Raw genomic sequence first — 23,446 nt, forward strand, 5'->3', positions numbered from 1 at the left:
TGGAACCTCTTATGCGTATAGCGGGTTAACTTTGTTTGTGTCGATGTCGAATTTCTTGATTGCTTCAACAACCACTGACTTCTCAACTTCACCACGTTTAGCAAGCTCAGATAGTGTTGCAACCACAACATAACCAGCATTCACTTCGAAGTGACGACGTAAGTTTTCACGGCTATCAGAACGACCGTAACCATCAGTACCTAACACTTTGTAGTTGCTGCTTGGTACGAATGAACGAACTTGTTCTGCGTAGTTCTTCATGTAGTCTGTTGCAGCAACAGTCACGGCATCTGTTAATGTGTTAGTGATATAAGCAGTCTTTTGCTCTGCTTCAGGGTTAAGCATGTTGAAACGCTCAGCGTCTTGACCGTCACGCGTTAACTCATTGAATGACGTTACAGAGAATACATCTGAACCAATACCATACTCTTCGCTCAGGATTTGTGCCGCTTTACGCACTTCAATCATGATAGTACCTGAACCTAGTAACTGTACTTTCGCTTTATCGCCAGCCACAGTTTCAAGTTTATAGATACCTTTACGAATACCTTCTTCAGCGCCTTCTGGCATTGCTGGTTGATGGTAGTTTTCGTTCATTAGCGTTAGGTAATAGAACACGTTTTCTTGATCTTCGCCGTACATGCGACGGATACCGTCTTGCATGATTACCGCTACTTCGTATGCGAATGTCGGATCATAAGAAATACAGTTAGGAACCGTGTTAGCAAGAATGTGGCTGTGACCATCTTCATGCTGTAAACCTTCACCGTTTAGTGTAGTACGACCTGCCGTAGCACCTAGTAAGAAACCACGTGCTTGTTGGTCACCAGCCATCCACGCCATATCACCTACACGTTGGAAACCAAACATTGAGTAGTAGATGTAGAATGGGATCATTGGTAAATCGTTAGTGCTGTATGATGTTGCAGCAGCAACCCATGAAGACATTGCACCTAACTCGTTGATACCTTCTTGTAATACCTGACCTGATGTTGCTTCTTTGTAGTAAGAAACGATGTCACGGTCTTGCGGCGTGTAGTTTTGGCCATGCGGGTTGTAAATACCGATTTGACGGAATAAACCTTCCATACCAAATGTACGCGCTTCATCAGCGATGATAGGAACAATGTTTTTACCAATGCCTTTGTCTTTTAGTAATACGTTAAGTGCACGTACAAAGCCCATTGTTGTAGAGATGTCACGCTTTTGCTCTTCAAGTAGTGGCTTGAACGCGTCAACTTCTGGCAATGTTAAGCTTTCAGAAAACTTAGGAATACGCTTAGGTGTGTAACCTTGTAGCGCTTCACGGCGAGCGTGAAGATACTTGTACTCTTCAGAACCTTCTTCAAGAGTAAGGTATGGTAAGTCTTTAATTTCTTCATCAGAAACTAAATCTTGTAGACCTAAACGTGAACGTAAGTGCTCAACATGGCTCATGTCCATTTTCTTAACTTGGTGCGCGATGTTTTTACCTTCAGCCGCTTCACCCATGCCGTAACCTTTTACAGTTTTAGCTAGGATCACAGTTGGACGGTCTTTAGTTTCTTCCGCTTTTTTGAATGCAGCGTAAAGTTTAGAAGGCTCATGACCACCACGCTTAAGTGCGAAGATTTCTTCATCAGTCATATCAGCAACAAGTGCTGCTGTTTCTGGGTAACGACCGAAGAAGTGCTCACGAACATATGCACCGTCTTTTGCTTTATATGTTTGGTAATCACCGTCAATCGTTTCGTTCATTAACTGCAGTAATTTACCTGATGTATCTTTAGCAAGTAGGATATCCCAACCACTACCCCATACAACTTTAATCACGTTCCAGCCTGCACCTTTGAATAGGCCTTCAAGCTCTTGAATGATCTTACCGTTACCCATTACTGGGCCATCTAAACGCTGTAAGTTACAGTTGATTAGGTAACATAAGTTATCTAGCTTCTCACGCGCAGCGAATGAGATTGCACCACGTGATTCTGGCTCATCCATTTCACCATCGCCTAAGAAAGCGTATACACGTTGGTTTTTAGTGTCTTTTAAGCCACGACCGTCTAGGTATTTTAAGAAACGAGCTTGGTAGATTGAAGCAATTGGACCAAGACCCATAGATACCGTAGGGAACTGCCAGAATTCAGGCATTAATTTAGGGTGTGGGTATGAAGGAAGACCTTTACCATCAACTTCTTGACGGAAGTTATCAAGCTGCTCAGCAGTTAAACGACCTTCAACAAATGCACGTGCATAGATACCTGGAGAAATGTGACCTTGGTAATAAACTAAATCACCGCCATCAACATCGTTTGGTGCTTTGAAGAAGTGGTTAAAACATACTTCATAGAATGCAGCTGAAGACTGGTAAGACGCCATATGGCCGCCTAAGTCTAAATCTTTTTTCGACGCGCGTAATACGATCATGATCGCATTCCAACGAATGATTGAACGAATACGACGTTCAATGTTTACGTCACCTGGGTAAGCAGGTTCTTGATCTACCGGAATGGTATTAACGTAGTTAGTGGTTGTGCCAGTAGGCATATCAACACCGTCTAAACGGGCTTGCTCTAACACTTGCTCAAGTAAGAATTGAGCACGTTCAACACCTTCTTCACGCACAACAGACTCAAGGGCTTGTAACCACTCTTGTGTTTCTAGCGCGTCTACGTCAATTTTATTGACTTCAGACATATGGAGGTTTCCTTATGTTTAAAATACTAATTATTTTAATAAATCTTAAAATTAAGTAGTTAACTAAACTTAGCTAATCACTTGCTTAATGTTGTTTGGTGCGTCTTAAACTACGTTCAATCCGCGAATGCTCTTTGCCAGCCTCAAGTAAGGCTTCTTCGATAAAGGCTAAGTGAGCATTACTAGCAAGACGTGCTTGCTCTGGGTTTCCTTCAATAACCGCATCCATCAACAGTCGTCTATGTTCTGCGAGCTGCTGGCTGATCTGTGGTTTTTTTAACAGTACAGTTAAATTCTGTAATACATTTTGCTCTAGCAAGGCCTGCATACCACGAACTAAATGTAGCAGTACAACATTATGGGACGCTTCTGCCACACTAAAATGAAATGCATTTATTGCTTTTGCTTTTTGCACAATGTCGTCATTAACGAGCGCAATGTTGTCAAAGCTTTGTTTTACTTTTTTGAAGTCATTCATCGTGCCACGCATAGCTGCATAATATGCTGCAATTCCTTCAAGGGCATGACGAAATTCGAGTAAATCAAATTGTGACTCTGGATGCTTACTAATCAAATCAAAAAGCGGATCAGTGAGCCCCTCTTCAAGCTGATTTTTTACGAACGTTCCGCCCCCTTGGCGACGCGTTACTAACCCCTTGGCTTCTAGCTTTTGAATCGCCTCACGCAGTGAAGGTCGCGATACTTCAAATTGTTTCGCTAATTCACGTTCAGGAGGCAGCTTTTCGCCTGGCGCTAACGACCCCTCAAGAATCATATTCTCAAGTTGTTGTAAAATTACATCAGATAATTTTGCTGCTTTAATCTTTAAAGACATTTATTAACGTCCGCATTGTTATGCGCTAACCCCATAAATATCGGGTATTTAGCCTTGTGCTTTGACCAAAAAGGTAAATTGGTCATACCAAATTTGTCGCATACGTTATCAAAAACCCGTATTTCTGTCAATTTCACTACGTTCAGCGCCTAGTTACACCCTAACGTAATTAGCCTAAAGATTAAACAGTATGGATTAAAGTGGCTTTTTCTGAAGGAAAAAACAATAAAAAATAAATGGTCAGACCAGATTGGGCGGCAAAAGCTTTTAGAGGTCAGGTTTTAGATGTTAGTTGAATTGAGTAGCTTTGTAGCAGCGGGGTTACCCCGCGTCGTTGAATTGAGTACTGAAAAATACTCGAAGTAGGATGCACTTCAGTGCTGAAAAAATCAGAACTCAATCGAAGTGCATTAGTAGAGCAATTAATGAATAAAGTTATACAACAAGCTTTACTCTTTCAACTCGCTAACTTTACACACTACGCCAAACCACCAAATAAGGTAAGCGCTGCGATGATCACTAAAAAGAACAATACATTTCGTTTTACAAGCTTCATCATGCAAGTGGCTTCATAAGTACAGCCAAAATGTTGCTGCTCAATTTGCTCAGCGGCAAGTGCGGTTTGCGTAACAACTTTGCGGTTACTCACTGAAAAGTCGAGCACATATTTGAGCCAACAACTGGTACCTTTATTAAAGTTACCAATCACTAAATAACCAAAGCTTGCAACTCGTGCAGGTAACCAATCAAGCCAGAACAATAAGCTATGGATCAGTTTAAAACGCTTAGCGTACGCCACTTTATGGTCGTCTCTGACTTTATCAGCAAAAGTTCGAACTAGCGCATAAAGAACTGCGCCAGGCACACCTAAAACCACAAACCAAAAAATAACTGCACAGTAAAAGCGAAAATTTAGCCAAGCTAGAGTTTGGCCAAAAGTCTCACCTTGAGGATCATCTTCTGTTTTCTTTTGACCCATTTGTAATGCATATAAGGTAGCCGCTTCTTGGTCGTTGCGGGTTAACGCATTTAAGTAAGACTTATATAAAGCACGTTGTTTAGCACAGCCAAAACAAACCAGCAGCACAGCAACATTCACTGACAGCTGCCAAATAATAAAATCAGAGAGTTGATAGACTAAACCTGCGGCAACGACAGGCAACATTAACCAAATCAAAAAGCCAATTGGCGAATTAAATAAGCCTTTTTCTGAGAGTTGTTTTTGCGAGTGTTTAAGATATCTATTGGCATAAAAACCGATTTGCCAATAATCTGCTCGAGCTCCTAAACGCTCAATCACCAAAGCAATAATTATTGAAATTAAGATCATGCCTTTACCTATATCCTTTAACTAAAACACTAAATCAAAATAGTATTGCCAATCAAAACTCGCACCTGGGTCAGTTTTTCGGCCTGGTGCAATATCACAATGGCCAACAATGCGCGAACTGTTTATCTCAGGGTACTTTGCCATCAACACCTTAGTCACTAAGTGTAATGCATTATATTGGGCTTGGGTATACGCTTTGGTGTCTGTACCTTCAAGCTCAATGCCCACGCTAAAATCATTACAGCGCTCTCTACCTTCAAACGTTGAGATACCGGCGTGCCAAGCTCGTTTCTCAAAAGGCACGTACTGAATAACTTCACCGGTACGACGAATAAAGCAATGTGCAGACACTCTTAAGCCTTTTAAATCAGCAAAGCTTTCATGCGCCGTACAATCAATTGTTCCCATGAACAAATCATCAACATAAGGCGTTGCGAACTGCCCTGCTGGCAATGAAATATTATGAATAACAAGTAATGATACCTCGCCTTCTGGGCGTTCATCGTAATGTGTACAGGGCCTTTGTAACACATTGTTTAATTGACCCAATTCATTTATATGCATATTAAAAACTAACGATGACAATAAAGTTAAATAGTGTAAAGGGTTAAAATCTCAGGGTCTAGTTGCTTTGATTCAATCACTTAAAGTAACAGTGGGGAATACTTTACTGTAGCCAATCTTTGTCTTCTATTGAGGGGTTAAACATAGTAAAATTTCGCCAATTTATTAATAAACAATGAGCTTTCGACATGTCAGTCCCACACACATTAATTAGCCAACTGGTAAAACTTGCCCTTGATGAAGATTTAAATTACCAAAGCGCAAATGACGGTGATATTACCGCGCAACTAATTCCAGAAAACGAGCTAGCCAATGCTAAGGTAATTACCCGTGAAGACTGCGTATTTTGTGGTAAAGACATTATTTTAGAAGTTTTTAACCAAGTCGATCCTACAGTAAACGTTGAAGTACTTGTAAATGACGGCGACAAAGTAGCTGCAAATAGCACACTTTTTACAGCATCAGGCTCAGCTCGCGCAATTTTAACTGCAGAGCGCACAGCCCTTAACTTTGTACAAACACTCTCAGGTACAGCAACAACAACTGCTCATTACGTAAAAGAGCTTGAGGGCACGACTACGCAGTTACTCGACACACGTAAAACAATTCCTGGCTTACGTGCGCTACAAAAATACGCTGTAAAATGTGGTGGCGGTGCGAATCATCGCATCGACCTTTTTGATGCGTTCTTAATTAAAGAAAACCACATCGCTGCCTGTGGTGGCATTGATAAAGCCGTCGCTCAAGCAAAAATCAATCACCCTACAAAACCAGTTGAGGTTGAGGTGGAGTCACTTGATGAGCTTGAGCAAGCAATCACAGCAGGTGCTGATATCATCATGCTTGATAACTTTACAGTCGAACAAATTCAACAAGCAGTCGTGCTGACAGACAAGCGAGCAAAGCTCGAAGTATCTGGCAACATGACACTCGAAACCTTAAAAGCCTATTCGCAGGCTGGCGTTGACTTTATTTCAAGTGGCGCACTTACAAAAAATTTACAATCAATCGACCTTTCAATGCGTTTTAGTGCTTAAAAATAGCTAGCCACGTATTTAATGCTTACCTAATCCGTTGACAAAGAAATAAAAAAAGCATTAAATACGTACAAAGCCTATTCCAGTAACAAAAAACAAACATTTAATAGGCATTTATCACTCTTTTGTATGCTTGCATCCTTTGTTCTTATACATACCTTAATTACACTCGCTAATAGTATCAGCAAAGATGCCATACCAAACAGTGCAACATTTTGATTAGCTTGACCTGTCTCAAACAAAAGTAGGAAAGTTCTGAAAAACTCTCTAGCTTACAGGAAAATAGCTTTCAAAATCATTGAATAATGCTAAAGTTAGTTTATGTTTTCAGAACAAGGGAAGTTCTAAGAATTTTTTGTTATAAAACAAGCTTTATTTAAAGACGTTTTAATTAAAACTGTAAGATTTATCCTGTAATTTGAGCCTTGGTTTACAGCGCTGGAGTCACAGCTAAACTTACACCAATTCATATCCTTTAGGAGAGGAACAAAATGACACAACAAAAGCAACAGGGTTTCACCCTAATTGAATTAATGATTGTAGTTGCAATCATCGGTATTTTGGCAGCAGTAGCACTGCCTGCATATCAAGATTACACTACACGTGCAAAAGTCAGTGAAGTTATAGCTTTTGGTAGCTCAGCAAAAACAGCTGTTAGTGAATGCGCTATTTCAAATGGTTCACTAACAAGCTGCGCTTCTAATTCAGCGGTTGGTTTGGCTACAAGCACTGATATTACTTCCACTTATGTAGAATCTGTGACTGTAGGAGAAAATGGTGCAATTGAAGTTGCCATTAAGGGAACAAACACTGATTTAGACAGTGGTAGTTTGGCATTTACTCCTGACTATGACGACAATGCTATTACTTGGACATGTAAAGTTAGTGCATCATCTCTCAATAAATTTGTCCCACAAAATTGTAGAAATGGAAGCTAATAAAAGCTAAGTAAGATAGAAGCTCTTTTACTTTAGGGCTTCTATCTAATTGACTATGAGAGAATACAATAAATTATTAACCCTACTCTCAATTTTTCTATTTCTATCTGTGTTACCAGTGCTCGATGAGACCCTCTTCGGACTTTACAACAAGAAAAGAGTTTTGCAGGTTTTGCTTTTAGCAGCCCTCTCCCCTTATTTACTTCTTTTTCTAAATTTAGAAAGTACGAATAAGTTTGCGATTTGGTTTATTTTTTTATCTGCATTAATTTCTGCTTTTTTTAGTAGGTTCCCTCTTCAGTCTAGCTTGAATTTACTCCATATGATAATGCTACTAAGTTTAATCGGTGTGGGGTACACTATAAAAAGTAATGTTAACAAATTCCTATTTATAATATTTTTTACTAGTTCTTTTATTTGCTTCCTATCCTTAATGAACTTCGCTTTCTTTTTAATATCTGGTGCAACTCCTTCAGTGGCTGGGGTTGTTACTTCTTTTGATAACATCCGCTTTTATAATCAAGTTCAATTACTTTTCATTCCTGTAACAATTTATTACTTATCTAAAAAAGAGCTATGTCACCTTGCCTTTTTAATGCTTATAGTTAACCTTTTTCTACTTTTTTACTCTGGAGCTAGGGGGGCTTTATTATCAATTTCATTATCAATTTTATTATTTTTAAGGTTACAATTAATACCAAAATTATTAATGAGAAAAATCACTTATGCATCAGCTTCAGCAATAATTTTTTATTTGTTATATATTATTACATATGATGCAAATGATAATATATTAAGATCGGGTTCTAGTGGAAGGCTAGAATTATGGGCAGAAACTCTTAGCAATATGTCATTAGGTAGTTTTCTATTAGGTAATGACCTGGTTCATATACATCAGAGGTACATACTGCTAGTCACCCTCACAACAGCATTCTACAAATGTTAAATGAACTCGGTTTTTTATCTTTAACCATAATTGTACTTACACTCTATAGGTTTACGAGGAAATCCCTATCTGGTTTAGAAAAAAGCAATCCTATTTCTGCTATATCCACTTGCTTACTATCACTTTTGAGCCTGATTATATACTCCTTTTTCAGTGGGGTGATTGTAACTCCTATGACTCAAACATTATTTCTTATATTAATCGGCTTAACACTTGGCCTGAAATCCTCACGTGAAAATAGGCAACCTGTAATTATAAGCCAAAAAGAATCAGTTTACTTATCAATCGTTATTGTAACATACTTATTACTAGCCTACTTTAGTTATAATTGTACTAGCTCAAAACCCAGCGGACCTGACTTTTGGTCAAACGGCAATATTTCGATCAAATATTGTAAAAATATTTTATAGGTAAAATATGACGAAGAAAGAAAACAATCAAAGCTTAGATACCTTTCAATGGATAGGTGTCAACTCTCGAGGTAAAAAACTTGAAGGTGAACTTTCTGGTCAAAGCATTGCCCTCGTAAAAGCCCAACTCCGAAAACAAGGGATTACTCCTTCTAAGGTAAAACGTAAACCAAAACCGTTATTTGGCATTAAATCTGTACAAAAAATTACGCCAAAAGATATCGCCTTAATTACACGACAGATTGCCACTATGCTGATGGCAGGTGTGCCTCTTATACAAACTATAGAAATGATAGGGACAGGGACTAAAAACAAAAGTCTTACCAAACTTATGGAAGAAATTGGTGATGAAGTCAAAGCGGGTGTGCCACTTTCTCAAGCGCTCCGTAAACATCCGCGCTATTTTGATGATTTATATTGCGACCTGGTTGCGTCTGGTGAACAGTCGGGTGCCCTTGATAAAATTTTTGACCGTGTTGCGCTTTATAAAGAAAAAGCCGAAGCATTAAAATCAAAGATTAAAAAGGCCATGTTTTATCCGATTGCAGTTTTGGTTGTTGCTGTCATTGTAACTTCTATACTTTTAATATTCGTAGTACCGCAATTTCAAGATATCTTTAATGGCTTTGGTGCCGAACTTCCCGCATTTACTTTAATGGTGATTGGCATTTCTGAGTTTATGCAGGAGTATTGGTGGGTGATGCTTATTGCTATTATCGCCACTGGTTTTGCTTATAAAGAAGCACTATTAAAAAGTAAAAAACTCAGGGATGCTAATGACAGAGCCATATTAAAGCTACCTATTATTGGTATGATTTTAAATAAAGCAGCCGTTGCTCGTTACGCTCGTACTTTATCAACAACCTTTGCGGCTGGTGTGCCACTGGTTGATGCTCTTGATTCTGCTGCAGGCGCTTCTGGTAATGCGGTTTACCGCTATGCTATTTTAGAAATTAAAGCAGAAGTGAGCTCAGGTAATTTAATGAACTGGGCAATGCGCAACTCTAAAATATTCCCCGATATGGTGATCCAAATGGTGGCTATTGGTGAAGAGTCGGGTTCACTTGACGGTATGCTTGCCAAAGTAGCCACAATTTATGAGCAAGAAGTTGATGATGCCGTGGATGGTTTATCAAGCTTACTTGAGCCACTGATCATGGCTGTACTAGGTGTGCTGGTTGGTGGTTTAATTGTTGCTATGTACTTACCTATCTTCCAGTTAGGGTCGGTGATTTAAACACAGCTGTAAGTAAAAACTCAAAACGCTAGTTGATAACTTGCTACACAAAATAAATAATAAAAACAGTTCCAACTAAAATTTTTAACTTGTGCATGTAGCAGCGGGTTTACCCCGCGACAATTAGTGAATTGATTTGCAATAAGTAGCTGCAACTATATTGCCTCATAAACTGTCAGATTATTTGCTCTAAGAATAAAAAACTAGGTATTTTAATGGAAAATTTTTTTCTTGATATAACCACTGCGATGCAAAGCCAGCAGTGGTTTTATTTTTTGACTGTGGGCTTAGTAAGCCTGTGTATTGGTAGCTTTTTAAATGTGGTGATTTATCGTTTGCCACTGATGATGAAAAGAGAATGGCAAACTGAATGCCGTATTGTATTGGCCGACGAGCTAAATTCAAAACAGCAAACTGAACAAACCCCCTTTAATTTAGTAAAACCTAATTCAACCTGCCCAAAATGCAAAGCACCGATCAAAGCTTGGCAAAATATCCCTGTGCTAAGTTGGCTATTATTAAAAGGTCGCTGTGCTAATTGTCAAACACCTATTTCTGTGCGCTACCCTATTGTGGAAATGCTTACAGCGGTTTTAAGTTTAATTGTTGCTGCTGTGTTTGGCCCAACAACGCTTGCTCTTCTTTATATATTGATTACTTGGTTTTTAGTTGCATTAACTTTTATCGATGTAGATCACATGTTATTGCCCGACCAGCTCACCCTACCACTCGTTTGGTTAGCGCTGATTGCTGCCACTATGGATATTACTATTGCACCAAGCGATGCCATTATCGGCGCAGCAGTTGGCTACCTGAGCTTATGGAGTGTCTATTGGTTATTCAAGCTTGCTACAGGTAAAGAGGGTATGGGTTATGGCGACTTTAAACTGTTAGCCGTGTTTGGTGCGCTATTAGGTTGGCAAGATATTTTAACCATAGTGCTGTTATCAAGTGTCGTTGGTGCCATTATCGGCATTGCGCAAATAATTATTCAATGTAAAGATAAAACCACGCCAATCCCATTTGGGCCCTACCTTGCAATTGCCGGTTGGCTAACCTTGCTTTGGGGTGAGCAAATTCAAGCTTATTACTTTAATTATTTGGGTTACTGATTATGGCAAGCTGGATTTTAGGGTTAACGGGTGGTATCGGCTCAGGGAAAAGTGCAATAAGTGCCATGTTTGAAGAGCTTGGCATTCAGGTGGTTGATGCCGATATCGTGGCTAGAGAGGTCGTTGAGCCAGGTTCAACTGGCCTTGAAAAAATTACTAAACACTTTGGCGATGAAATACTCACTTCTGATGGCAGCCTTGATCGCGCAAAACTAAGAGCAATTATTTTTGCTGATGAATCACAAAAGCAATGGCTTAATAACTTATTGCACCCGCTTATTAGAGAATCAATCCTCAAGCAATTAAAGCAAGCCACCAGCCAGTATGTAATATTAGTTGCGCCTCTACTTTTTGAAAATGGCTTAGATCAATTCTGTGATCATACTCTATTGGTAGATGTTCCTGTTGAAGTGCAAATAACGAGAACCACAACTCGAGACAAGATCTCTGTTGAATTAGCTAAGCAAATCATCGCTTCACAAATGTCCAGAGCAGATAAGCAACAAAAAGCGACAGATACATTAGATAACAACCGTCTACTTTCAGAGGTAAAAGTTGATATACAAAAACTGCACGAGAAATACCTAACTTTAATTTAACGATATTATTGATTTAAATACTTATTTTTGTAAAAGAACAGTCACAAAAAACCAATACCAAAGTACCACTTAACTAGCTAAACATTTGAGTTTATAGTTAATTTATTTTGCAATTTTTCCAAAATCAGACAAGACTGATGTAACCGATTTACTTTTTCTGTTAGATTGTGGCAAATAAAGGATCAAACTAGGTGTTCAATGAATATTAACTCACCGCTACTTCGAAAATTTATTACACTCGGTCGCATTGATGCAGAGACCGTAAAATCAAAGCAGCGCGAATACAGCTCTACTGCAGAGCTTATTTCCAAAACATGTGGAATGGCTGGACATGAGCTCGCAGAGCAATGCACTGACCTTTTTCGTGTACCATATTTTGATATAAAAGATTTCGATGTAGCAAATATTAGCGAGGAGCTAATAAAAGAAAAGCTAATTCGTGAGCACCACATTCTACCTCTCGTTAAAAAAGGCCGTAAGCTCTACATTGCCGCCTCAGATCCAACCGACTACGGTGCCTTTGAAAACTTTGAATTTAGTACTGGCCTTTCATGCGAAGTGGTCGTTGTTGATTACACGCAACTTGAAAATAAAATTGAGCAATTACTTGATGCCGCAGGTGGCTTACATTTAAGTGAAGATGAGTTTAAAGAACTTGGTGAGCTTGAAACAGAAGCCCCTCGCGACTTAGCTAGCAAAGATGAAGATAAAGACGATGCCCCTATTATCGTTTACATCAATAAAATATTGATGGATGCGATTAAAAAAGGTGCATCAGATCTACACTTTGAACCTTATGAACACCGCTACCGTGTGCGTTTTCGTATCGATGGTATTTTGCATGAAATGGCAAGTCCACCAAATAGCTTAGCGAGCCGTTTATCTGCACGTATCAAGGTTATGTCACGACTAGACATAGCAGAAAAACGTAAACCTCAAGACGGCCGTATTAAGCTTAAAATCACTGAACGTAAAAGTATCGACTTCCGTGTCAGTACCTTGCCTACTCTTTGGGGCGAGAAAATCGTAATGCGTATTCTCGACTCATCAAGTGCTATGCTAGGTATCGATGTACTTGGTTATGAACCAGAGCAGAAAAAACTCTACATGGATGCACTTGAGCAACCACAGGGCATGATCTTAGTAACCGGCCCAACAGGTTCTGGTAAAACCGTATCACTTTATACTGGTTTGAATATTCTTAACCAGCCAGAGCGTAATATCAGTACTGCCGAGGATCCAGTAGAAATCAACCTTGAAGGGATTAACCAAGTACAAATTAATCCAAAGGCAGACATGACCTTTGCTAATGCATTGAAGGCCTTCTTACGACAAGATCCCGATGTCGTAATGGTTGGTGAGATCCGTGACCTTGAAACCGCTGAAATTGCAATAAAAGCGGCGCAAACAGGTCACTTGGTATTATCAACTCTGCATACCAACTCAGCACCAGAAACTCTTACTCGTCTTTTAAATATGGGTGTTCCTGCTTATAACGTCGCAAGTTCAATCAGTCTTATTATTGCGCAGCGTCTAGCAAGACGACTTTGCCCTAAGTGTAAAACACCAGAAAAACTGCCTGATGAAGAATTGATTCGCCAAGGTTTTGATAAAGACAAACTCAATGAAGTTCAGCTATTCGCACCAAAAGGCTGTGACAGCTGTACTGAAGGGTATAAAGGTCGAGTTGGTATTTACGAGGTAATGCAAATTACCCCTGAAATAGCGCAAATTATTATGCGTGGTGGTAACTCACTCGAAATCGCTGAAGTATCTCTTCGCTCAGGCTTTAATGATCTACGTTTATCAGGCCTAAAAAAAGCCGCCGATGGTGTTACCTCTCTGGCTGAAATAAACCGAGTAACGAGTTTCTAAACAAATTCGTTACTGGATTCTCAACTAACTGTTCAGTAAGATCTGACGAAAGAGCTTAATTAAGAGTGATATCATGCCAACAGTTGTAGACTGCCCAACATGCAAAGCCAAAGTAGAATGGTCAGAACAAAGCCCACATCGTCCATTTTGTTCAAAACGCTGCCAGCTAATAGATTTAGGTGAGTGGTCGTTTGAGAACAATAAAATTTCTAGCCCAATTAGCAATGCTAATGATTTGAGCCAAGATATGATTGAAGATATCGAAGCGATGCTAGCTAAAAACGATGATTCATTCTTTAAAGAATAAAGCGTCAAATACAAAAAATGCGGCATTTGCCGCATTTTTTATATCAATAGTAATTTGGTATTAACCTTCAGAACGCTCACCTTTGCGCTCTCCGCGTGAACCATGGTGACCCTTTTTGTGACCTTTTTTACGCAGGTGCTTTTTAATCTCTTGATAGCTTTCGCGCTGTTCAGCATTTAAAACCTGCCAAATGGCATGATCAGATTTCATTTTTAGCATTGCAAACTGCTGGCCTTTTTCTTGACGCGCATTAATTAGTTCTAATGCGGCATTTTCATCAAATGTTTTAGCTGCTAATAACGCATCCATTTTCTCTTTGTGCGCAGTACGAGCGGCTTTCATTGCATCTTTATCACCACGCAGTGCTGCAAATTGTGTTTTCTGCTCGGCAAAAATCGCTTTAAGTTGCGTTTGCTGATCTTCTGTAAGTTGTAATTTATCAATACCACGCTCAGAAAGTAAAAAACGTGCTTGTGGATTCATCCCACGGTTAAAGTCACCTTTCGCCATTGCTGAAGTAGCACCGACACTCGCTGCTGCTAAACCACAAACAAGAACGAATTTAGAAAGCTTATTTGAAATAGTCATAATCATTACCTTTTATTGGGTTGTGCTCTGTTGTCGTTTCCGACTGATGGGTTAACTATAACTAATTCAATGCAAAGGAACGCAAACCAGTGTAAAGGTTGTGTAAAGATTCACTTTTACACAATTTACTGAGTAAAATAACCTTAAAGAAATAAATAGCTAGGTGTCAGAATGAAACTATTAATGATCGACGACGATACAGGATTGTGCGAATTACTCAGCGAGTACTTATCAGCACAAGGTTTTACAGTAGAGTGTGTTCATGATGGCGCTGAAGGCCTAAAACAAGCTATAAAGCATAACTATGAGCTAATATTGCTTGATGTGATGCTGCCATCTATGGATGGCTTTGAAGTGTTAAAGCAGTTAAGACAACATAAGCTTACTCCAGTGATCATGCTAACCGCGAAAGGCGAAGACTTTGATCGTATCTTTGGTTTAGAGCTAGGCGCAGATGATTATATTCCTAAGCCATTTAACCACAGAGAACTGCTAGCTCGCGTTAAAGCAATTACCCGTCGCATCGAACATATCAATAGCTTATCGAGCCAACAGGCCAGCTCATTGAGTGTTAACAGCATCAATGTTAATTTTGCAACGCGAGAAGCTTCTGTTAAAGACAATGTACTTAGTCTAACCGGCACTGAGTATGAGATCCTTGCCATGCTAGTACAACATGCCGGTGAAGTGATCAGCAAAGAACAAATAAGTGAGCAAGTCCTTGGTAGACGCCTTGCCCCTTTTGACCGTTCAATCGATATGCATGTCAGCAACATCCGTAAAAAGATTGCAGAACACGTTAGTAATGAACGGATCAAAACCATGCGTGGCAGTGGTTATGTATTAATACAAGGCGAATAATATGCAAACTCCAAGTTGGCTAAAGCATCCTCGCCATTATTTGTTTTTAAAAATATTTGCCTGGTTTTGGGTTACCGTCATAGCGACTATCACAATATTGGTTTTTTTAAGCCAATTAACGAGCAATGTCGGCAACGATGAGCTGCGTGGACCCATGCTTAAGAACCTAGAGTACACTGCTAAAAGTATTGAACGTATTGTTGCTAAGCACGGCAAACCAACTCAAGAGGTTTTATCTCATCCGCGCTTATCAAAGCATAAATTACTGTACTTAAATGGTGAGGTACATGGTGTTGAAATGCTCAGCGAACCTGTATCCAAAGACATTGATTTAAGCTTGCTGAACTTTACCAAATATATGCGTCCGCAAATTATTTTTACCGATGAATACCAAGCTTATGGACCGGTAGCTTTAAATGTACCCGAAGGTAAATTTTATCTTTATGAAATCGATGAAAAACGCAAGAAACCGTTTTTTGTCAGCCTATGGCTAATGCCAGTTTGGCTTAAACTACTGATAGCGTTAGTTGCATCCTTGATGCTGAGTTTCTTCTTTAGCCGCAACTTAATTGCACCCATTAATAGTTTAAAAGAAACCGCAAAAAAACTAGCTCATGGCGATTTAACAGCTCGTGCCGATGTATCCCCTACTCGTCAAGATGAGTTAGGTGTACTTGGTCGTGACTTTAATACCATGGCAGTACAACTTGAGCAGCTTATTAGCGCGCAAAAAAGATTACTAGCAGATATTTCCCATGAACTACGCTCACCATTAACGCGCTTAAAAATGGCCACAGGGCTTGCACAAATGCAAGCTGATGACGCTCAACACGCTTATTTAGAGCGTATTGAAAAAGAGGCTAATCAGCTCGATAAAATGATTGCCGATGTCCTTCAAGTTTCTCGCTTAGAGGCCAAAAGCCAAACCCTAGCGTTAAGTACACAATCTTTACAAGTGATTGTTGATCATGTACTTAACGATGCTCAATTTGAAGCTAAGCAAAGTAATAAAGAACTTATTATAAATGGCTCACTAACGGCCGATTTGAAGTGTGACGAAACCTTAATTGCCAGCGCACTTGAAAATGTACTTCGCAATGCCATTAAATACGCAGAACATTCAATCTCAATAGGTTTAGTTGAATCAGATGCTATTTACATTACTGTTTGTGATGATGGTAAAGGGGTTGATGAAGCGAACCTTGCAAGGCTATGTGAACCCTTCTTTCGCCAAGAACATGCTCGCGATAGAAACACTGGGGGCACAGGCTTAGGTCTTGCAATTGCAAAGAATGCTATCTCAGCACATGATGGTACACTAACACTTGAAAACCAAGAACATGGCGGACTATGCGTAAACATCCGTCTCCCATTTAAGAGTGAGTAAATGTTTTACAGTAGCGAAGCAAGTCTTGTTAGTAACCTACCTAATATTAACCAGTTTTTTTCTGAGCAATTAAAGCAAGACTTTCTGAGCACCGCTCATGGCAAGCTTTATTACGGCTATGCTATTCCTCAGCAAGCAAAAACGGCCATCGTTATCAGTACTGGCCGTATAGAATCTCTAGTTAAGTACAAAGAGTTGCTTTGGGAGCTATATCAAAATGGTTTTGCGGTTTTTAGTGTTGATCACCAGGGGCAAGGCCGCTCTTATCGTCATCTAAAAAATACTCATAAAGGCTATGTAAACCGTTTTACTGATTACGCAAATGACTTTGCTGTATTTATAGAAAAAGTGGTGCAACAACACTGGCAAGGAAAGCAGGTTTTGCTTGGCCACTCTATGGGCAGTGCCATTGCCTATGATTACCTGTCGCGTTATCAACATCAATTTGCGGGTGCTTTTTTATCAGCGCCGATGTTTGATATCTATACTAAAGGCACGCCAAAGCCTGTAGCAAAACTGGCTGCTAAAATTGCATCCTTACTTGGTCTTGGCCGCAGTTACGCATTTGGCCAAAGCGATTATTTACCCGTCGACTTTGCAGCTAATGAACTAACCAGTAGTGAAATTCGATATAAACTGTTCAGAGAGCTTTATGCAGCAGAAGGTGATTTACAACTAGGTGGCGTCACCTATGGTTGGCTTAATGCGTCGTTTGATTTTATTGCTTCTTTAGTCGATAAAAAAGTCGATATTCCTTTGTTTATCGCCAGCGCAGAGCAAGATACCGTAGTCGATAACGCTGCGCAATTTGCACTTACCCATAGGCAAAAGCAAGCACAACTAAAAAGCTACGCAGGTGCTCGCCACGAGTTATTGTGTGAACGCGACGAGATCAGACAAGCAGTACTCTGTGATTTTTATCAATTTTGTGCAGAACTTTGACGTGTTTTGTTAACTACTGAAAGTGGGTCTAAGTGCATTAAAATATCCATTTCGCAATCAAAATGCGTTTGAATTAACGCTTCTACTTCATCAGCAACTTGATGTGCTCTTAATAATGATAAAGAGTCTTCCAGCTCTAAATGCATCTGAATAAACTTAATTTTACCACCTTGGCGGGTGCGAATATCATGGGCGCCAAATACGTCTTGATGACTATTCACAATGGCGAGTATCTCTGCTTTTTCTTCATCTGGCAGCTCTTTATCCATTAAATGATCAGCACTGTCACGAGCAATGTCCCAACTGTTATAAAGTAAATAAACAGCCACACCAATAGCAAATAATGGATCGGCATAAGCAACACCGTACTTAGCTAACACAATTGCCAGTAGTACGGCCAAATTTAAGATTAAATCGCCTTTATAATGAATCGAGTCTGCTTTAATGGCGATTGATTCAGTGTGGTTGATCACCTTAGTTTGCACAAACACCACCACGAGCGTACAAACAATAGCGAAAATACTGACCCAAATACCAAGATCAGAATGCTTTAAAGTTACAGGATTAAATAAGCGCTCAATGCCATGAAACGCTAAAAAACAACCAGAACCTGCTATAAAAGCGGCTTGTGCAAGCCCTGCTAATGCTTCGGCTTTACCGTGACCAAAGCGATGATCGTCATCAGCAGGACGCAGTGCATAACCAAGCACTAAAAAACTCATCAGTGATGCGGTGATATCCATTAACGAATCAGTTAAAGAACCCAACATTGATGCCGAGCCAGATGCAAGCCATGCCCAGCTTTTTGCAGCAATCATTAAACTCACCATAACAATGGTGACTAGACTCGCTGTTTTAACCCAAAACTCGTAACTACGATGCTGCACAACAACTTACCTTAAGTGAGTAACTGTATTGAGTATATCATCTTTTCTTTCTAGTTCGTGTATACTCAGCAGCAGATCAAATCCTTTAAAATGAGATTCACATGCTTGATATTGTGTTGTACCAACCAGAAATTCCACCAAACACGGGTAATATCATTCGCTTATGCGCAAACACAGGTTATGCGTTACACCTAATTGAACCACTTGGTTTTGAGTGGGATGATAAACGTGTAAAGCGAGCTGGCCTTGATTATCATGAGTTTAGCCATGTACAGCGCCATGCCTCGTTTGAAGCATACCTTGAAAAGTGCCAACCAAAAAAAGTCTATGCTTGCACAACAAAGGGCAGCCAATTTCATCATCAAGCGCAATACCAACCCGGCGATTGTTTAGTGTTTGGGCCAGAAACGCGTGGCTTACCTGATGAACTCATTCAATCATTACCGAAAGAACAACGTGTACGCATTCCAATGCAAAAAGACAGCCGTAGCATGAACTTATCTAACTCAGTGGCTGTATTTGTTTATGAATCTTGGCGTCAATTAGGGTTTGTGAACGGTCAATAATGCACTGAAAATGTGATTTAAAATTATCCACTAATTATTTAGCACGACCTTTTTTAATATACTAATCTAAAAGGGCTGATTTAATACTTTAGATGGAAAGTAATGCGTATTTTCACCCTAGTGTGCTGTATCATTTTACTGTTACAGCACTTTGCCAGTGCTGCAACAGTTTTCACTTCCAACCCACCGATTGCTTTAACAAGTTATGTTATCACCGCAGCACTTACCTTGTTATTACTCATCGCAGTAGTGATAATTATTAGTATTGCTCTACTGCGTAAAAAACAGAGATTGGTTTTTGTTGATGCGTTACTTTCAAAATCGAAAGACGCTGTCTGGGTTACTGATGATGAGTTCAATATCATTGAGGTTAATAGAACATTTAGCGAAATCTCAGGTTTTAGCGAGGATGATGTCATCGGTAAACGATTTAAAGCACATACATCTAATGGCGTTTGTGACCAACAATTAGAAGCAATTATAAAGCAAGAGCTTATAGATGATGGCTATTGGTCTGGTGAAATTTGGAATGTCCGTAAAAATGGCAAACCCTACGCCCTTGATTTATCCATTACTAAAATTACGACTTCACGCTTTTTCAAAAAATCTGTTCGCTATGTCGGAGTATTTTCAGATATAACAGCCCGTAAGAATAACGAGCGCACGATGCTCAAGCTTACAACCAAAGATACTGTCACTGGTTTATCAAACCGCGCCATTTTTATAGAGTCGCTCGAAAAAGCGATTAAAGCCTGTAACGACACATACCCAAGCTTGCTAATCATATTTATCGACCTAGATAACTTCAAAAAAATAAACGACTCTTTGGGCCATACTGTTGGAGATGTTTTATTAAAAGAAGTTGCTTGCCGTCTTACTGGCGCACTCAACTCAGCTTTTACCATTGCAAGACTCGGCGCAGATGAATTCGCGATTCTTGTGCCGCCCTATCTCTATTCAGGTAAAACGGTATTCTTCGCCAAAAAGACCGCAGACATCGTGCTGCAGCAATTCAAAACCCCTTTTATGTTGGATGGTTTTGAGACTTCGCTATCTGCCTGTTGCGGCCTTGCTATCTATCCAGACAACGCCTACAACTGTGAATACTTAATGCGCAGCGCAACCAGTGCTTTGAATCATGCTAAGAAAATGGGCCATAATACATATCAATTTTTTGACAAAGACCGCCACACACTCGACCCAACCGAGTTAACCAAAGAAAGCGCTTTATTTAGAGCTATCAACAACAATGAGTTTGAGCTTTATTTTCAGCCTAAGTTTGATGCCCAGCATAATCAGTTATACGGCTTTGAAGCATTAGTTCGCTGGCCACAAGAAGATGGCAGTGTGATTAACCCCGACGAGTTCATTCCGCTGGCTGAACAAAATGGTGCCATTATTCCGCTTACCCAATTACTAATGGAACAACTACTTAATCAACTGGCACAGTGGCGAAAACAAAACATTTCGTTTGGTAATGTAGCTATTAATATTTCAGCCCTACACTTTCAACAAAGTAGTCTTATAGAAACACTCGTTGATAATTTGGCTAAATTTGACATCCCAGCACATTGCTTAGAACTCGAGATCACAGAAAGCGCCATGATGGATAACCCTGAGTTTGCAGAGCAGCAAATGAAACGTATAAAATCACTAGGTGTACATATTGCACTAGATGATTTTGGAACAGGTCATTCATCACTCAGTTACTTAAAACGCTTTCCTATTGATACGCTAAAAGTTGACAAGTCATTCGTAAAAGACATCGATAAAAACGACCAAGATCGTAATATCACCGCCACCATAGTGCGACTAGCTAAATATTTAGATATTAATGTGGTCGCCGAAGGAGTAGAAACAGAAGAACAAGCCTACATGCTACATATTATGGGCTGTCATTTTCAACAAGGTTATTATTACTGTAAGCCATTAAAAGCTGAGCAAGTTAGCGAATTTATTAACGAAAAATTAAAAAAGCAACAATCAAGCTAATGATTAGAAATATACTTTAAATAAAAAACGCGATTAATAAATCGCGTTTTTTATTTAAAAGTGCACAATCTAAATTATTCAGATTTTTGCTCACGGCCAAGTAGTGCCATCGCAGCTTCTTTTACATCTTTATTTTCATAAAGCACTTGGTAAATTTGCTCCGTTATTGGCATTTCGATACCAGTGCGCTCAGCAAGTAAATACACTTCTTTGGTATTTCTATAGCCTTCAACAACCTGACCAATAGATTCAATCGCAGCTTCTACGCCTTCACCCTTGCCAAGAGCAAGGCCAAAGCGACGGTTACGAGATTGGTTATCTGTACAGGTTAAGATCAAGTCACCAAGGCCGGCCATACCCATAAAGGTATCTGAACGGGCACCTAATGCACAACCTAAACGGCACAGCTCAGCTAAACCGCGAGTGATTAAAGCAGTACGTGCGTTGGCACCGAAGCCAAAACCGTCAGACATACCTGCGCCAATCGCAATGACATTTTTAACTGCGCCACCAAGCTGTATTCCAATAAAGTCATCATTGTTATACACCCTAAATGAGCGGCCACAGTGTAAAAGGTCAGCTAATTGCTTAGCAAAGTCTTTAGAAGTCGACGATACCGAAATAGCAGTTGGTAATCCCATTGCCATTTCTTTTGCAAACGTAGGTCCTGAAAGCACTGCCAGAGGAACATCATCTCCTAGCTCTTGTACCGCTACTTCTTGCAATAAACGCCCTGTATTTGGCTCTAAACCTTTGGTAGCCCATGCAACCTCAGCACCTTCTGACAACCAAGGTTTGATTTTTTGCAACGTGCCAGCAAAAGCATGACTCGGCACAACAACCAAAATGATCTTACTTGCTTTAACTGCCGTTTCTAAATCAGCTTCTAGTTGAAGGGTGTCAGGAAAGCTAACATCTGGAACATAACGTTGATTCTTTCGCTCAGCTGCAAGCGTGGCAACGTCATCGCTATTGCGGCCCCACAAAGTAACTGGGTGGCCATTTCTGGCAAAGCAAATAGCAAGGGCGGTGCCATATGACCCCGCCCCTAATACTGTAACAGCTGATTGTGCTGTACTCATAGCTTATGCGTCTGCAGTTGCCTGTTGATCTTGAGCTGCACGTTGTTGCATGTATTGAGCAAATAGTGCGTCGAAGTTAACTGGCGCTAAGTTTAATTGTGGGAAAGTACCACGGTTAACTAGGTTTGATACTGCTTCACGTGCGTAAGGGAAAAGTACGTTCGGGCAGAAAGCACCTAACATGTGTGCAAGTTGAACTTCTTCAACTTCACCAATTGTGAAAATACCCGCTTGTTGGATTTCACATAGGAATGCAGTTTCTTCACCGATTGAAGCCGTTACTGTTAAAGCAAGAACAACTTCAAACACACCTTCTTCTAATTTGTTAGAACGAGTATCTAAGTCAAGCTTAACTTCAGGAGTCCACTCTTTTTGGAAAATAGCAGGTGAGTTAGGCGTCTCAAATGAAACATCTTTTGTGTAGATGCGTTGGATTGAGAATTGAGCGCCGGCTTGTTCTGCTGCTGCGTTTTGATTTTCTTCGTTCATTGTAATTCCTAACTTGTATTCGTTTTTATATTTAAAATTTATTAAGCGTTAAGCTTTGCGTCTAAAAGGCCTTGCGCTTCAATTGCCATCATGTCGTCACAACCGCCGATATGTTCATCATTAATGAAAATTTGCGGAACTGTGTAACCACCATTTGCTTTGTCGATCATTTCATCACGACGCTCAGGGTGAACACCAATATCGATATTCGTGTAGTCTACACCTTTACTGTCTAATAACGCCAAAGCACGTTGGCAGAATGGGCAGTATGCTTTTGTGTAAAGAACAACATTACTCATAATAATTCCTCTATCGGGCAGTGAGCCTTATTAACGACCGGTCGTTGTTGGTAAGCTAGCTGATTGCCAAGCGCCCATACCGCCCGCTAATACATAAACACGCTCAAAACCTGCTTTATGCATTGCAGTTGCGATACCTGAGGCTGTCATGCCCGTGGTACATACTAGTATAATGGGTTTCGTCTTAAACTTTTCAAGGCTTGAAAAATCAGATTGCTTTGCTTTTTCCGGATTTAAGTGAGTTGCGCCTGCAATACGGCCAGAGTTAAACTCTTTTTGTGAACGTATATCAATCACTTGGCCATCATCACGGTTAATTAGCAAAGTAAGTTGCTGTGGGTTGATTTGACGGATAGCCGAAAATTTACTTTTAAACCAACTGCTGATCAGCATTGCAACTAATGCCAACCAGATAATGCTCAAAACCGGATGATTCGAGATAAATTCAATATATTGATCCATGCGTTTTCCACTAAGAAATTTAGGT

23 protein-coding genes are annotated in these 23,446 nt (G+C 39.9%); 13 read left to right on the plus strand and 10 right to left on the minus strand.

The genetic code is table 11. The features are described from left to right. Positions 1-9: 9 nt before the first annotated feature. From aceE to ampD, 4 genes are all read right to left on the minus strand, one after another. Complete coding sequence (gene aceE / locus ACRWSG_RS06085) at positions 10-2,676, minus strand: pyruvate dehydrogenase (acetyl-transferring), homodimeric type (protein ID WP_462165879.1); 2,667 nt, start codon at positions 2,674-2,676, stop codon at positions 10-12. An 85-nt stretch (positions 2,677-2,761) separates the two neighbouring features. Then, entirely contained in the window at positions 2,762-3,511 is a 750-nt protein-coding gene (gene pdhR / locus ACRWSG_RS06090) for a pyruvate dehydrogenase complex transcriptional repressor PdhR (protein WP_462165880.1), read from the minus strand. Between the two features lie 478 nt (positions 3,512-3,989). After that, complete coding sequence (ampE, locus tag ACRWSG_RS06095) at positions 3,990-4,841, minus strand: beta-lactamase regulator AmpE (RefSeq protein WP_462165881.1); 852 nt, start codon at positions 4,839-4,841, stop codon at positions 3,990-3,992. A gap of 21 nt (positions 4,842-4,862) precedes the next feature. Beyond that, on the minus strand, positions 4,863-5,405 hold the full coding sequence (ampD, locus tag ACRWSG_RS06100) for a 1,6-anhydro-N-acetylmuramyl-L-alanine amidase AmpD (RefSeq protein ID WP_462165882.1): 543 nt from the start codon (positions 5,403-5,405) through the stop codon (positions 4,863-4,865). Positions 5,406-5,593: 188 nt separating this feature from the next. Here ampD and nadC point away from each other — a divergent pair, with 188 nt between their 5' ends. The 8 genes from nadC (at position 5,594) to yacG (ending at position 13,866) form a co-directional block, all read left to right on the plus strand. After that, complete coding sequence (gene nadC, locus ACRWSG_RS06105) at positions 5,594-6,442, plus strand: carboxylating nicotinate-nucleotide diphosphorylase (RefSeq protein WP_462165883.1); 849 nt, start codon at positions 5,594-5,596, stop codon at positions 6,440-6,442. Positions 6,443-6,933: 491 nt separating this feature from the next. Beyond that, the gene (locus ACRWSG_RS06110; RefSeq protein ID WP_462165884.1) at positions 6,934-7,380 is read left to right on the plus strand and encodes a pilin; all 447 of its coding nucleotides are present in this window, start codon (positions 6,934-6,936) and stop codon (positions 7,378-7,380) included. A 118-nt stretch (positions 7,381-7,498) separates the two neighbouring features. Then, positions 7,499-8,326 (plus strand): hypothetical protein, encoded by an 828-nt coding sequence (locus ACRWSG_RS06115; RefSeq protein WP_462165885.1) that lies wholly within the window; start codon positions 7,499-7,501, stop codon positions 8,324-8,326. A gap of 417 nt (positions 8,327-8,743) precedes the next feature. Further along, positions 8,744-9,973 (plus strand): type II secretion system F family protein, encoded by a 1,230-nt coding sequence (locus tag ACRWSG_RS06120; protein WP_462165887.1) that lies wholly within the window; start codon positions 8,744-8,746, stop codon positions 9,971-9,973. A 215-nt stretch (positions 9,974-10,188) separates the two neighbouring features. After that, on the plus strand, positions 10,189-11,085 hold the full coding sequence (locus ACRWSG_RS06125; RefSeq protein ID WP_462165888.1) for a prepilin peptidase: 897 nt from the start codon (positions 10,189-10,191) through the stop codon (positions 11,083-11,085). A gap of 2 nt (positions 11,086-11,087) precedes the next feature. Then, a complete protein-coding gene (coaE, locus tag ACRWSG_RS06130; protein WP_462165889.1) occupies positions 11,088-11,684 on the plus strand; it encodes a dephospho-CoA kinase in 597 nt (198 codons plus the stop codon). Between the two features lie 198 nt (positions 11,685-11,882). Beyond that, complete coding sequence (pilB, locus tag ACRWSG_RS06135) at positions 11,883-13,559, plus strand: type IV-A pilus assembly ATPase PilB (RefSeq protein ID WP_462165890.1); 1,677 nt, start codon at positions 11,883-11,885, stop codon at positions 13,557-13,559. A 73-nt stretch (positions 13,560-13,632) separates the two neighbouring features. Next, positions 13,633-13,866 carry a DNA gyrase inhibitor YacG gene (yacG, locus tag ACRWSG_RS06140; protein ID WP_054550981.1) on the plus strand — a complete coding sequence of 78 codons (234 nt, stop codon included), beginning with the start codon at positions 13,633-13,635 and terminating at the stop codon, positions 13,864-13,866. Between the two features lie 60 nt (positions 13,867-13,926). Here yacG and ACRWSG_RS06145 read toward each other — a convergent pair whose 3' ends face one another. Then, positions 13,927-14,454: a Spy/CpxP family protein refolding chaperone gene (locus ACRWSG_RS06145; RefSeq protein WP_462165891.1), complete on the minus strand. Its 528-nt coding sequence runs from the start codon at positions 14,452-14,454 to the stop codon at positions 13,927-13,929. 171 nt (positions 14,455-14,625) lie between these two features. Between ACRWSG_RS06145 and ACRWSG_RS06150 the strand changes: the two genes are divergently transcribed. Genes ACRWSG_RS06150 through ACRWSG_RS06160 form a run of 3 tightly spaced genes read left to right on the plus strand, consistent with a single transcriptional unit; the run spans position 14,626 to position 17,644 of the window. Beyond that, on the plus strand, positions 14,626-15,315 hold the full coding sequence (locus ACRWSG_RS06150; RefSeq protein ID WP_054550979.1) for a response regulator: 690 nt from the start codon (positions 14,626-14,628) through the stop codon (positions 15,313-15,315). A gap of 1 nt (position 15,316) precedes the next feature. Next, a complete protein-coding gene (locus ACRWSG_RS06155; protein ID WP_462165892.1) occupies positions 15,317-16,702 on the plus strand; it encodes an ATP-binding protein in 1,386 nt (461 codons plus the stop codon). Beyond that, a complete protein-coding gene (locus ACRWSG_RS06160) occupies positions 16,703-17,644 on the plus strand; it encodes an alpha/beta fold hydrolase (RefSeq protein ID WP_462165893.1) in 942 nt (313 codons plus the stop codon). Here the strand turns inward: ACRWSG_RS06160 and ACRWSG_RS06165 are convergent. Continuing rightward, complete coding sequence (locus ACRWSG_RS06165; RefSeq protein WP_138602166.1) at positions 17,623-18,531, minus strand: cation diffusion facilitator family transporter; 909 nt, start codon at positions 18,529-18,531, stop codon at positions 17,623-17,625. The genes ACRWSG_RS06160 and ACRWSG_RS06165 overlap by 22 nt on opposite strands. Before the next feature lie 101 nt (positions 18,532-18,632). On the opposite strand from ACRWSG_RS06165, the gene trmL reads away from it, so the two are divergent. Both trmL and ACRWSG_RS06175 read left to right on the plus strand, forming a co-directional pair. Then, entirely contained in the window at positions 18,633-19,097 is a 465-nt protein-coding gene (gene trmL, locus ACRWSG_RS06170; protein ID WP_054550977.1) for a tRNA (uridine(34)/cytosine(34)/5-carboxymethylaminomethyluridine(34)-2'-O)-methyltransferase TrmL, read from the plus strand. A 102-nt stretch (positions 19,098-19,199) separates the two neighbouring features. Next, complete coding sequence (locus ACRWSG_RS06175) at positions 19,200-21,089, plus strand: putative bifunctional diguanylate cyclase/phosphodiesterase (protein WP_462165895.1); 1,890 nt, start codon at positions 19,200-19,202, stop codon at positions 21,087-21,089. A 74-nt stretch (positions 21,090-21,163) separates the two neighbouring features. Here the strand turns inward: ACRWSG_RS06175 and gpsA are convergent, their stop codons facing one another. From gpsA to ACRWSG_RS06195, 4 genes are read right to left on the minus strand one after another with little or no spacing between them, the layout of a single operon-like run. Beyond that, positions 21,164-22,171, minus strand: coding sequence for an NAD(P)H-dependent glycerol-3-phosphate dehydrogenase (gene gpsA, locus ACRWSG_RS06180; protein ID WP_054562802.1), 1,008 nt, complete (start codon positions 22,169-22,171; stop codon positions 21,164-21,166). Between the two features lie 3 nt (positions 22,172-22,174). Further along, a complete protein-coding gene (gene secB / locus ACRWSG_RS06185) occupies positions 22,175-22,660 on the minus strand; it encodes a protein-export chaperone SecB (protein ID WP_054550974.1) in 486 nt (161 codons plus the stop codon). Between the two features lie 41 nt (positions 22,661-22,701). Continuing rightward, positions 22,702-22,959 carry a glutaredoxin 3 gene (gene grxC / locus ACRWSG_RS06190; protein ID WP_054550973.1) on the minus strand — a complete coding sequence of 86 codons (258 nt, stop codon included), beginning with the start codon at positions 22,957-22,959 and terminating at the stop codon, positions 22,702-22,704. A 30-nt stretch (positions 22,960-22,989) separates the two neighbouring features. Continuing rightward, positions 22,990-23,421, minus strand: a complete 432-nt coding sequence (locus ACRWSG_RS06195) for a rhodanese-like domain-containing protein (protein WP_054551326.1) — start codon at positions 23,419-23,421, stop codon at positions 22,990-22,992. Positions 23,422-23,446: the final 25 nt, after the last annotated feature.

The organism is Pseudoalteromonas sp. GB43, from assembly GCF_054923805.1.

Bases quoted from the DNA above. Each gene is read 5' to 3' on its own strand.
- aceE (WP_462165879.1), bottom strand. From the start codon at position 2,676: ATGTCTGAAGTCAATAAAATTGACGTAGACGCGCTAGAAACACAAGAG.
- pdhR (WP_462165880.1), bottom strand. From the start codon at position 3,511: ATGTCTTTAAAGATTAAAGCAGCAAAATTATCTGATGTAATTTTACAA.
- ampE (WP_462165881.1), bottom strand. From the start codon at position 4,841: ATGATCTTAATTTCAATAATTATTGCTTTGGTGATTGAGCGTTTAGGA.
- ampD (WP_462165882.1), bottom strand. From the start codon at position 5,405: ATGCATATAAATGAATTGGGTCAATTAAACAATGTGTTACAAAGGCCC.
- nadC (WP_462165883.1), top strand. From the start codon at position 5,594: ATGTCAGTCCCACACACATTAATTAGCCAACTGGTAAAACTTGCCCTT.
- ACRWSG_RS06110 (WP_462165884.1), top strand. From the start codon at position 6,934: ATGACACAACAAAAGCAACAGGGTTTCACCCTAATTGAATTAATGATT.
- ACRWSG_RS06120 (WP_462165887.1), top strand. From the start codon at position 8,744: ATGACGAAGAAAGAAAACAATCAAAGCTTAGATACCTTTCAATGGATA.
- ACRWSG_RS06125 (WP_462165888.1), top strand. From the start codon at position 10,189: ATGGAAAATTTTTTTCTTGATATAACCACTGCGATGCAAAGCCAGCAG.
- coaE (WP_462165889.1), top strand. From the start codon at position 11,088: ATGGCAAGCTGGATTTTAGGGTTAACGGGTGGTATCGGCTCAGGGAAA.
- pilB (WP_462165890.1), top strand. From the start codon at position 11,883: ATGAATATTAACTCACCGCTACTTCGAAAATTTATTACACTCGGTCGC.
- yacG (WP_054550981.1), top strand. From the start codon at position 13,633: ATGCCAACAGTTGTAGACTGCCCAACATGCAAAGCCAAAGTAGAATGG.
- ACRWSG_RS06145 (WP_462165891.1), bottom strand. From the start codon at position 14,454: ATGACTATTTCAAATAAGCTTTCTAAATTCGTTCTTGTTTGTGGTTTA.
- ACRWSG_RS06150 (WP_054550979.1), top strand. From the start codon at position 14,626: ATGAAACTATTAATGATCGACGACGATACAGGATTGTGCGAATTACTC.
- ACRWSG_RS06155 (WP_462165892.1), top strand. From the start codon at position 15,317: ATGCAAACTCCAAGTTGGCTAAAGCATCCTCGCCATTATTTGTTTTTA.
- ACRWSG_RS06160 (WP_462165893.1), top strand. From the start codon at position 16,703: ATGTTTTACAGTAGCGAAGCAAGTCTTGTTAGTAACCTACCTAATATT.
- trmL (WP_054550977.1), top strand. From the start codon at position 18,633: ATGCTTGATATTGTGTTGTACCAACCAGAAATTCCACCAAACACGGGT.
- ACRWSG_RS06175 (WP_462165895.1), top strand. From the start codon at position 19,200: ATGCGTATTTTCACCCTAGTGTGCTGTATCATTTTACTGTTACAGCAC.
- gpsA (WP_054562802.1), bottom strand. From the start codon at position 22,171: ATGAGTACAGCACAATCAGCTGTTACAGTATTAGGGGCGGGGTCATAT.
- secB (WP_054550974.1), bottom strand. From the start codon at position 22,660: ATGAACGAAGAAAATCAAAACGCAGCAGCAGAACAAGCCGGCGCTCAA.
- grxC (WP_054550973.1), bottom strand. From the start codon at position 22,959: ATGAGTAATGTTGTTCTTTACACAAAAGCATACTGCCCATTCTGCCAA.
- ACRWSG_RS06195 (WP_054551326.1), bottom strand. From the start codon at position 23,421: ATGGATCAATATATTGAATTTATCTCGAATCATCCGGTTTTGAGCATT.